The organism is Bacillus sp. AP50 (genome assembly GCF_040492675.1).
In the GTDB taxonomy this organism is placed as follows: Bacteria; Bacillota; Bacilli; order Bacillales; family Bacillaceae_G; genus Bacillus_A; species Bacillus_A cereus.
In genome coordinates, this window is record NZ_JBEUTW010000282.1 from 1 (window position 1) to 9,763 (window position 9,763).

Here is a 9,763-nt window from a genome sequence, read left to right on the forward strand (position 1 = left end):
TGATAGCGATGTGGCGGGACCCCAATATGAAATAAAAGTGCGATACATACTGGTCATGTCTAATATGTATCGCACTTTATTCTTTATGACTTTTTACAATTTAGGTCTTGATAAACTAGCATATCTTCTTTCAGTGAGCAACATGATTCTATTTTATCTCTAAGGGTATGCGCTTCTTTTTTCTTATTCATTTTAATCCCTCCAACAACTTATTATGCTCCTTAATAAGAGTATACTACCTATTAAGGAGTGTCTAAGCCTTGTGTTTATCAAACTATTCATTAGAAACAAAAAACAGGTAATTGTGCGTTTTTCACAAGTACCTGTTTTTCACTACTTCTATCTACTCTTTGTTTCTTAAAATTTCATTAACCTTTTCGACACTTAATTCAGTGGCTTCCGCTATCTTCTCTATAGGTACACCTACTTTAATTAAATTATGAATCATTTCTATTCTAGCTTCTTTTGCTGCTTTTTCTTCTGCTGTCTCTATTTCTGATATTCTATCTTTTATTGCCTTCTCTCTCGCCTCATATAAGCGTAAAAAGTCTTTATCACTACTTAAACGCTCCCAATCCTCTATTGCCTTTTTCAAAACTGGATCTTTTTCCATCGCGATTCCCTCCAGGATTGTAGTTAATTTCTCATCTTCATATGCAGGAAATAATAATAGCCAACGTGCTAATATATCCTCCCATGGATCCATTCGATCTTCTTGCCATTCTCGAATTACTTTTGGAATCTCAAGAAAGTGCAATTGCATATTCTCTGAAATTATGTGCTCCGATTTTTTGTTCATGACTACACCGACATTATGAAAGTCCTCTTCTCCTGGAAACAGAATGAAATCTACTATATTAATACAAATAGTTGGTCTTAATTCTGTATACTTCATCCCCTGAGTCATTTGAGAATAATACATGCCAGCCCAATAGAACAAAGATCGCTCGATCATGTCTTTTTTGTCGCGAACCTGTATCTCTATATTTAATTTTATACCATTATTCAGAGTAGCTCGCAAATCTAAAATAGACAATTTATCATCCTTTTGCTCCCTGTGAAGATGCGGATCATCCAAATGCAAAGAAATGATTTTCTCATCTAAAGAGGATTGTAATACCGCATTAAGAAAACCAATGAGTATATCCTCGTTTCCTTCTACTCCAAACAAGCGCTTGAAAGCAAAATCAACTCGTAAATTTACTAGACTTTTTTTCATAGATGTATTCATATTCTCTTCTACCTTTCTTTTAGTTAATTTAAATCCTCTGTGGTAATTGGATATAAGAAAAAGATAGAATTACAAACTCTATCTTTTTCAATCTACCTATTTATGAAAATACCAACCTACTTTATGAATTTCACAATCTCTGAAATACAGGTTTAAATCCCGCTTGCATTACATCATCTAGCCCCTTACCTTGTGCTGGGTTCCATGCAGCAATAATTACGTTATAGCCCTCTGTCTTTAACTTTGTCGCAAAGTCTATAAGAGCTTTTCTTACTTTTTGATTCTCTACTAAATCAGCGTCAAACGCTAAATAGACATTTTCTACACTCATATCTTTTAATACAGGCATAACAATTCGCCAAGCATTCACACCAGGAATTGCAAGAACCGTCTTCCCTACTTCAGAAAATTCCATTTTATTAAATCTCACTGCAATCAAATCAGCAACCAGATCTGCTTTCATAGCTCCCTCTGTAATCATTACTGAGTTGGTTTGATGTAAGGTACCAGAATTCCAATGTTTCAAATGAGAACTTGGTACAGCTACATGTACAGGAAGTGGATTTTCACTACCTCCTGCACCAGTTCCTTGATTTTTGTTTGCTGATGAGACCCACAGATATTTTTGCCCTTTATGAATCTTTACAACTATTTGTCCCTCTTGAAATGGAATCTCTACCTTTTTGCTCACTTCTAGTTCGCATTCAAAGATACAATCACCATTTTTAGTTATCTTTATAACATTAGGCTGTTCAATTAATTCTGCTTGAACTCCAGGAGGTGCTGATTTCACATGAACGGAGTTTTTCACTTCATCCACACGAACTTGCCATCCAACAATTTGATTGTACTGGTTTCGAAAAGGAATCAATATACCAGGAGATCCTGACATCAAACGAAGAGAAAGTCGACCTTTCTTCATCTCATAGAAACCCGGGATTCCCTGCCAGCAATTTTTATTCCCAATCTGTTTAAATAGCTGCTCCCAAACAGTCGTATACGTATTATCCTCCTCTAACACAATTTGTTTCTTTAAGAACGAACGATATTGACGTACTTGTATTTGTTCCTCGCTCATTTTTCTATCTTTTAATAAATGTGCATGATGATGCTCCTGTAATGGTACGAAATCCATTAACTTCCGATTAAACACATCTAATTCTTTATTGCTTTTCTTATCATGAATCTGAACTTCATCCGCCTCGGGAAATTGATACTTATCTTTTCCATTTATGTAATGAATGTAGCTTGGATTTCCCGTGTTTTTCCCATAAATCCATTTACTTTCTACACGTGTACATGCTACCTTCTCTTGCGAAATATGCAGCATGCAATTACCTGTATCATGACAAATTGGACACGTAACACGATAAAATTCCCACCAGCTACCTCTTGGATAAGCACTTGTTAAACGAAATTGACCTTTTTGAATGTTAAAATTCATTTTCCCCCACTCCTCGTATACTGTTTATTATATATGGGACTTTTAATTCTATTAAACTATCTATATTTACATTAGGATATTAAGTATGTTTTACCTAATGGATATACATAAGAATACGTATTACAAACTAAATGATCATTTTTATGTTCTTGATTTAGTAAATTCTGTTCTACGTATGATTCGAATACTTTTGTGTTCTCCTCTTATCTAACTTAATTACTGTATCAAAGTACACAGACCCTTTCCCTTGATAAGGTATTCTATCAGATTTTCCACCTGTTTTTTATAATGATAAGCATCCAACATTTGTGTAGCTCTCTCAAATTCTTTGTCAATCTTACGTTCCATACGTGTCTTTGTTGCTCCTTATAAAATAAAAGACAGAAATTCATAGTAATTCTTCACTACGAATTTCTGTCATTCCCTCTGTCTGCATACTACCATTTAATTCTGTAAATTATTCATTACGATACACTGACACCTATTAAAGAGAATACATCCTCTTTTATCAGATTAAGTGCTTGTAATGCACGTAAACTCTGAATAGGATCATCAGGATGTGCAGAATAAAATAATGATACTTCATAACTGATTATCATAATTAAATCCCCCTAAATGAAAATTTTTACCCAATTTGATAATTGGTTCTCCCAATTAAATAGACTTGAAAACAACACAAAAAGGACTTCTTCAAGTCGATTAAAAATGTGCATAGCAAAATAAGCTATATATACACTAATCGGCTCAAAGAAGCCCTTTCAAAATTGAAACAAGAACACAACTTGCTTCTGCAACTCAACCACAACACATAAGGCGTGGGAATAAACGGAATTCAACAAATAACAATATACCTATATATTATACAATTTAGATTTTTGTATCAAGAATTTTTTTATTATCTTTAGTCATTTGTCAGATGTTATACAATCAATAGCATTATCTAATAAGTTAATTCCAAGATCAAATATTATAATATTAATAGTAATCACCAGTGAAGTTTTACTAATAATGATAAATAAAAGACGCCAACTAGCGTCTTTTATTTACTCTTCCATATTTTGATTTTTCAATAATTCAAATTCCTATCTATGAAATATACTCCTCGTACCATTTAGCTTTTTTAGTTTACACTTTACACTCTTTTTCTTCATCTCACTCTTGTATTTCTTCGTACATACGCTGTCTTTCTTTGTTAAGAGCTCTAACTTGATCGTAATCGTAATCAACCGATCCCCTTTCTTCTGTTCTACGTTGTATTTCTTCGTAAATACGCTGTTGCTCCTTGTAAGCTGCATCCCCCTGATCGTAATCAATTAATTCCTGTTCTTCGCCCCTAATTTGTCTTTTTCGCTCTTCTCTCTTTTGTTGTAGTTGATATCTTCTATATGCCTTCTTATCAGTAATTTTTTCACAGTCGTGCGCTAGCTCCTTCGTTTCGTCATGTCCATGTCCGCAAAAATCGTTTGGAATTATAGCACTAGATTTCTTAACAGATTCAGGATTAGGGTCTTCATGTTCTTTGCTAGCCTTCTCATCTTTAACTGCAGTATTGCTAAGACCATCTTGCTCTTTGTTCGTTACATTTCTATTAGAATCAAACTTTATAGTCATCGAACCGTGTCCACCGTGACCTAAATATATATAGATAGAGAACAATTTAGTTGTTTCGCTGGATCCAGGCTTTCCTGCTATCTCTATGACTTTGTCCGCAGGCATTCCAACCTTGATTTGATTATACTGTTCTAGTGATACTGTTGATGCGTCCTCATGTACATCTTTATAATGCGGATATTTGTCATTAATTTCCTCATCTTTATTCTTAGATTCCTCCACTTGTTGTAGCCTTTTTTTCTTCTTAGGTTCTTCTGTATCCTCTTTGACCTTAGGCAGAGTGGACTTCTTCTCTACAATCTTAGGGGGATTAGACTTCTCCTCTTCAACCTTTGCGACTTCTATAGAGTCTTGTTCCTTATATGGCTTGTAATCCCCATCTTCCTTTGCAGAGCAGGCACTGAAAATTGATACAGACGTTGCACTTAATACAAGTAATTTCTTTAATAATTTCGTATTAAATTTCATAATATTATTCCCCCGTTACATATATTAAATTGCCCCCTCATGCTTCCTCCTATAAACGTTATCCTTTTCCTTCGCACATTGACTCACATATAACTTTTCGTAAGCCTCTTCGATATTCATTACAGATCACTTTTTGGCTGTAGTACTTGTACACCCCTATAACATTTCAAGTTGATCAGTGTAACCCACAAGTCAGCATCTTTCTCATTATTCGCACTCTATTTCTATCAAATGTCTTAATTACGTATCTTATGCTGCGGAAAGAATTGTATATTAAATGTACTTCGTTATTTACCTTACTCCATTAATCAACGGCTAAGCGTTAAATTAGTGATATGTAAATTTTTTATCTTTCTATTATATAAATTGCTGTATATCGCATTATTATAATATTATTTTAGCAAATATTGTTAATCCATTCAACGTTGATTTATAGGTGTTAAAAAACGAATAAGTGGAATTCTTAACGAATAGAGATGAAATTTCGTTTGCTAATTCACGTAATTTTCACACATTAAAACACTGCATGTTAATATTTGTTATATAATGAAACCAAGCCTTAAGTAAGATAGTTTCCCTGTTACGAGTAATGAGATAGTTTGTTTCACCTTTTTATATTATCTAAAAAAGAACTTGTAGTGATGCCTACAAGTTCTTTTTGCATTTTTTATCATTTTAACCAAGGAGACACCTACCAAAATGAAGGTGAATCAAATGATGATTAATAAAGCCTATAAATTTTGAATCTACCCACATCTAGCACGAGCAATTCTAGGCAACAAAGTTAATGTTATCTCTTTTCTATCAAGCGAAGGTTTTATAGTACCCTCAGAACGAAATTTTGTGCTAACTTTTACCCATCCAGCTCATTTTTTCGTTTTAAAATATTTCAAAATATGGGCTGGATGGGTACGTATAGTGACCTCCACTTAATTATCAGAAAAACCTTAGCCTCTAATTGCATACACGCTAATTACGATGATTTCCCAATTCCAGCACCATAATGAATCTCTCCTTCTCCTCTTTTCATCAGTATTGAGAGGTAATAGAGGGGCCAGTCACAAAAACAGGTTGTGAAGAAAGTCTTCTTCACAACCTGAGAGTAAGTTATATATCCAAATATGACCTGTTCTTTTAAGTATTTAGTCTTTTATAATCTGTTATAATCGATATAACTAGAGTCATAATAAATCCACTGACCTGTTCCAATTCTTAGCCAACCATTCTTTTCTTCATATACTGTAACTTTTTCGCCTTTACTTGTCTTTCTAACAATAGAATAGTTTGTACCTGACCCGCTTCGAACATTTACCCCAATACCATTAATTTGAGCCGTTCCAACTACCTTTTCAACACTGCCATTTTCAATTACTTGTAGCATATTTAGAATGAATGTTGCTGTTTCACCACGAGTTGTTGTTCCTTTAGGGTCGTATTGATTTTCACCCTTACCTTTGACAATACCTAAGCCATACAATCTTTGTACATCTTCTTTATAGCTAATTTGGTCTTTGTCTGAGAATGGTAGGTTTACAACTGGTCCCCATATACCTTTATACTGTAAAGCCTTGTTTACAATAATTGCTGATTCTTCTCTTGTAATAGGTGTGTTTGGGTCAAAATAACCATCTCCTCTACCTTGAATGATACCTGCACTTGCAGTACGTTTAATACCATCTCGTAAAGTTGAATTTGCATCGTTTAGGTCTTTAAATGAAGCATCTCCAGCTGGCAGGTTTAGAGATTTAGAGATTAATTGAGCAAATTCGGCTCTTGTTATCGCTCTATTGGGTGCGAAAACTCCGTTTCCTTCCCCTATCATAATACCCCTTCTATTTAACTCTCGAATAGCTTCTTCATACCAACCTCCTGTAATGTCATCTTTTGGTTGATAAAGATTATTATAATATCCCTCAACGCTATTTACGAATACATCCCATTTCCCATTATTAATCATGTTAGCAGGGCAGATTTTACCGCTCCATTTTTGGTGTTTTACAATGTTATTTAACGGTACACCAGTTTCTTTCATTAAATAAGCTACAAGTTTCTTAGCGTTATCTACTGCTTTACTGTAGTTTCCGTCACTGTTAACTGCGATTTCAATTGCAATAGATTCTCTATTACCTGGACCATCACCGTCTCCTGCGTGCCATCCGTTCTCGTTTAATGGTAGATGTTGATAAATCTCTTTATCGTCTACTGTAAAATGCCACGATGCAGCTCGGTCCGTGTTACCTACTGCTTGGTTATATAGGTATTGAGCATGGTTTCTAGCACCTGCTCCTACACTTGTATTATCAGTCTCATGAATTGTAATATACTTTGGACTCATGTAGTTTTGAGGACGAATATTATCGTTACCTGCTGGAACAATCCATTCAGTGAATGGAACACCGTTTATTGTACTAGAGGTGCTAGGTGATATGGGAGACAGACTACGTTTTGTTCTGTTTGAATTGTTAGGAACAGTTAATGTACCTGTTTCTTCATGAATACCTTCTGAACGTTGAAGACTATCTATTTTCTTATTGTCGACAGTACCTCCACCACGTCCGTCTACCTCTTCAAAACTAGCTTCAATACTTTTTAAAGCCTGTTCATCTGTTGTTTGAAGTTGGTCTGTGTTACCTTGCACTTGAAGGCTTGTAGATTGCTTATTGTTTACTGATTGTTGTTCCTCTGCAAACGATACCAATGGTGAAGATAATACCGTTAATCCTGCCGTGAATGCTACTACTTTTTTATTAAATTTAATGTTCATTTCTAATTTGGTATACCTCACTATTTTAATAGATATACCTTCCTCCTTGTACTTCTTTTAGTGTGAGTGTTAGTTTAAATAATGGTAGCCTGAACCTTCAAAATGACGGATTGATTTTACATTTCATATGTCAAACCGACATCTATAAGTCCTACATGAAATGTCAGTACTTTAGAATTATAACACAGCACGGTTGCAAAACTTCCAAGACTCTTGCAAGTAATCTCCTAATCTTCGACATGCTGATAGGATGACTCTAAAAAAGGGGCATTATCAGTATGGAAAAGGGAAATTTGTTTAAATGGGGCATTATCACAGCGCTATCAAGCTAAAGTTTTATATCACCCATAAAGCAAAAAAACGTTATCCTTTCTGTAGAATTATAGGAAGGGATAGCATTTCTTTATGAATCTTTAAATGCTTACGTTTACTGAAGAATTACAGAAGCATATGCCTCCCCAGGTTCTACAAAGGACGAAGCACTTAATTATCAACATGATTGATGGCATCTAGTTTCTCAGGATAAGATTTTAAGAGTTCCTATTTCAAATGGTGAAGATTACACTATAGATGATAAATTTACAACTTCACTCTTATTATTCATCTGCATAGTTTATCATAATGGAATAGCATTCAAAAAATTCCCTAACAATATAAATCCCCCTCTCCAATTCCTTGAAGCTGAGCAATCGGTACATCCTTACTGGTCTTTTTGTTTTTATCGTCACCCTTTCAAATCATCTTCATATGTTGTATATAGATATCTCCTTTCGAATTGACAATGATGCCTCTTTCAAGTCCTTAATGTACACCTTACAAAGAGCACTTTTGAAAAGTGCTCTTTGTACTTTCTAATACACTCACTCTATAATAAAGTAATTTTAATGTATGAATTGTAACTATTTGCACACACTATAATTGGAAGGCTTGAATCATTGTCATTGAAAAATGTTCAGCACTTCCGCTCCTTAAGAGAACAGTCTACGCAACTGTTCTCTTTTCCTTTTTTTACAAAAATAACAGGACAAGCATAGTTAACTATGCTACGATTAATTACATTGCAACATTCTCAACGTTCCCTCAACAATTTCTCAATATTTTTCATGGACAATAGCACACTTCCTCAACGTTATTAATATCTTAATATTAAATACTGAAGGAGGTGCTAGAAAATGACTTGGTTCATTATTTTAGGATTTATGCTTATTTTAAGTATAGGCGGCTTTCATACACATAGTATTCATATCATTTTCAAAATAGATTCAGATACAAAAGCTATGCCAAGTTGGTCTTTCGTTAATAAAATAAACTTTCGAACATTTAAAGAGTTGTTAAAAAGCCCAAACAGGAATAAACTCAACAGCCTTACCATAGGAGAGCTGTTTATCCCTTTAAGTCTATTCAATAAATTATTTAGCAAAACATTAATTTTTCTAATCTTATTCTTCTATTCTCAATACTTAAACTAAATATAATATGAGATGAGTAAAAGAATAGCAGTCGCCGACCATAACAAACAACAGACCGCCTATTATAGACGGTCTGTTTTAAAACAAATTGAATATATCAACAGAATAAGGATGCCTTAATTATTCAGAATATTCTTATTATTAACGAAAAAAATCATAGTTAAATATAAACTATCCATTTCCTGTTATTATCAGATTAAGCCTTTACAGAGAAAAGGGGGATATTATGACTGTTCAAGAAAAAAGTAATAAGCAATTGATGGAATTATTAAATGAATGGTAGACTAGAACTTCCACTTAGTCTTGTTCTGTAATTTCTTCTCTTTTTGAAGTACGGCCTTTAACTTTTTTAAATAATCGATTTCCATACGTAAACATTCATTTTCATCTTTTAATGTCTCTATAATCCCTTCAATGGTTGCATTATTTAACTTTGATCTTGTCTTTTCCATAGCTGGACCCTCTTTCTTCTTTTTATATAGGAATTCCACGCCTTTTAAATCATATATTTCCCTTCACCTACGAACTATTGCAATAAATTTTTTAACACAAACAATTCATTTATTTCATTTGTTTTTATTTTATTTCTCAGAATTTGAGATATATCTTTTGAAAAATCCCTTGTATTCCTTCCATATATATCTCTCCTAAATAAATCGTAATACATATTATACCCAATAAATTTGTAAGCTTTAATCTTATTTTTAACAAAGCCTTCTTAATTTTGAATAGACATAACACTTCATACTGTCAACTCCCCTTATATTGATAAATAC

General features: G+C 33.7%; 7 protein-coding genes and 1 pseudogene. 2 read left to right on the forward strand and 6 right to left on the reverse strand.

Features of this window, described 5'->3' with window-relative positions:
• Positions 1-343 precede the first annotated feature (343 nt).
• The 5 genes from ABWK52_RS19755 to ABWK52_RS19775 all read right to left on the reverse strand — a co-directional run bounded on the left by ABWK52_RS19755 (position 344) and on the right by ABWK52_RS19775 (position 7,518).
• A complete protein-coding gene (locus ABWK52_RS19755; protein ID WP_098542313.1) occupies positions 344-1,231 on the reverse strand; it encodes an Rpn family recombination-promoting nuclease/putative transposase in 888 nt (295 codons plus the stop codon).
• A gap of 130 nt (positions 1,232-1,361) precedes the next feature.
• Positions 1,362-2,675: a DUF3854 domain-containing protein gene (locus ABWK52_RS19760; protein WP_098542311.1), complete on the reverse strand. Its 1,314-nt coding sequence runs from the start codon at positions 2,673-2,675 to the stop codon at positions 1,362-1,364.
• 464 nt (positions 2,676-3,139) lie between these two features.
• Positions 3,140-3,274: a hypothetical protein gene (locus ABWK52_RS19765; protein WP_016078541.1), complete on the reverse strand. Its 135-nt coding sequence runs from the start codon at positions 3,272-3,274 to the stop codon at positions 3,140-3,142.
• A gap of 553 nt (positions 3,275-3,827) precedes the next feature.
• Complete coding sequence (locus ABWK52_RS19770) at positions 3,828-4,754, reverse strand: hypothetical protein (protein ID WP_098281140.1); 927 nt, start codon at positions 4,752-4,754, stop codon at positions 3,828-3,830.
• 1,150 nt (positions 4,755-5,904) lie between these two features.
• Positions 5,905-7,518, reverse strand: a complete 1,614-nt coding sequence (locus tag ABWK52_RS19775) for an S-layer homology domain-containing protein (protein WP_098542447.1) — start codon at positions 7,516-7,518, stop codon at positions 5,905-5,907.
• A gap of 464 nt (positions 7,519-7,982) precedes the next feature.
• Between ABWK52_RS19775 and ABWK52_RS19780 the strand changes: the two are divergent.
• Both ABWK52_RS19780 and ABWK52_RS19785 read left to right on the forward strand, forming a co-directional pair.
• A pseudogene (locus ABWK52_RS19780) lies at positions 7,983-8,096 on the forward strand (DUF3221 domain-containing protein); the annotation flags it as partial.
• 594 nt (positions 8,097-8,690) lie between these two features.
• Positions 8,691-8,987 carry a hypothetical protein gene (locus tag ABWK52_RS19785; protein WP_074626557.1) on the forward strand — a complete coding sequence of 99 codons (297 nt, stop codon included), beginning with the start codon at positions 8,691-8,693 and terminating at the stop codon, positions 8,985-8,987.
• Positions 8,988-9,271: 284 nt separating this feature from the next.
• Here ABWK52_RS19785 and ABWK52_RS19790 read toward each other — a convergent pair whose 3' ends face one another.
• Entirely contained in the window at positions 9,272-9,439 is a 168-nt protein-coding gene (locus ABWK52_RS19790) for a hypothetical protein (RefSeq protein ID WP_172852012.1), read from the reverse strand.
• Between the last annotated feature and the right edge of the window lie 324 nt (positions 9,440-9,763).

Bases quoted from the DNA above. Each gene is read 5' to 3' on its own strand.
- ABWK52_RS19755 (WP_098542313.1), bottom strand. From the start codon at position 1,231: ATGAATACATCTATGAAAAAAAGTCTAGTAAATTTACGAGTTGATTTT.
- ABWK52_RS19760 (WP_098542311.1), bottom strand. From the start codon at position 2,675: ATGAATTTTAACATTCAAAAAGGTCAATTTCGTTTAACAAGTGCTTAT.
- ABWK52_RS19765 (WP_016078541.1), bottom strand. From the start codon at position 3,274: ATGATAATCAGTTATGAAGTATCATTATTTTATTCTGCACATCCTGAT.
- ABWK52_RS19770 (WP_098281140.1), bottom strand. From the start codon at position 4,754: ATGAAATTTAATACGAAATTATTAAAGAAATTACTTGTATTAAGTGCA.
- ABWK52_RS19775 (WP_098542447.1), bottom strand. From the start codon at position 7,518: ATGAACATTAAATTTAATAAAAAAGTAGTAGCATTCACGGCAGGATTA.
- ABWK52_RS19785 (WP_074626557.1), top strand. From the start codon at position 8,691: ATGACTTGGTTCATTATTTTAGGATTTATGCTTATTTTAAGTATAGGC.
- ABWK52_RS19790 (WP_172852012.1), bottom strand. From the start codon at position 9,439: ATGGAAAAGACAAGATCAAAGTTAAATAATGCAACCATTGAAGGGATT.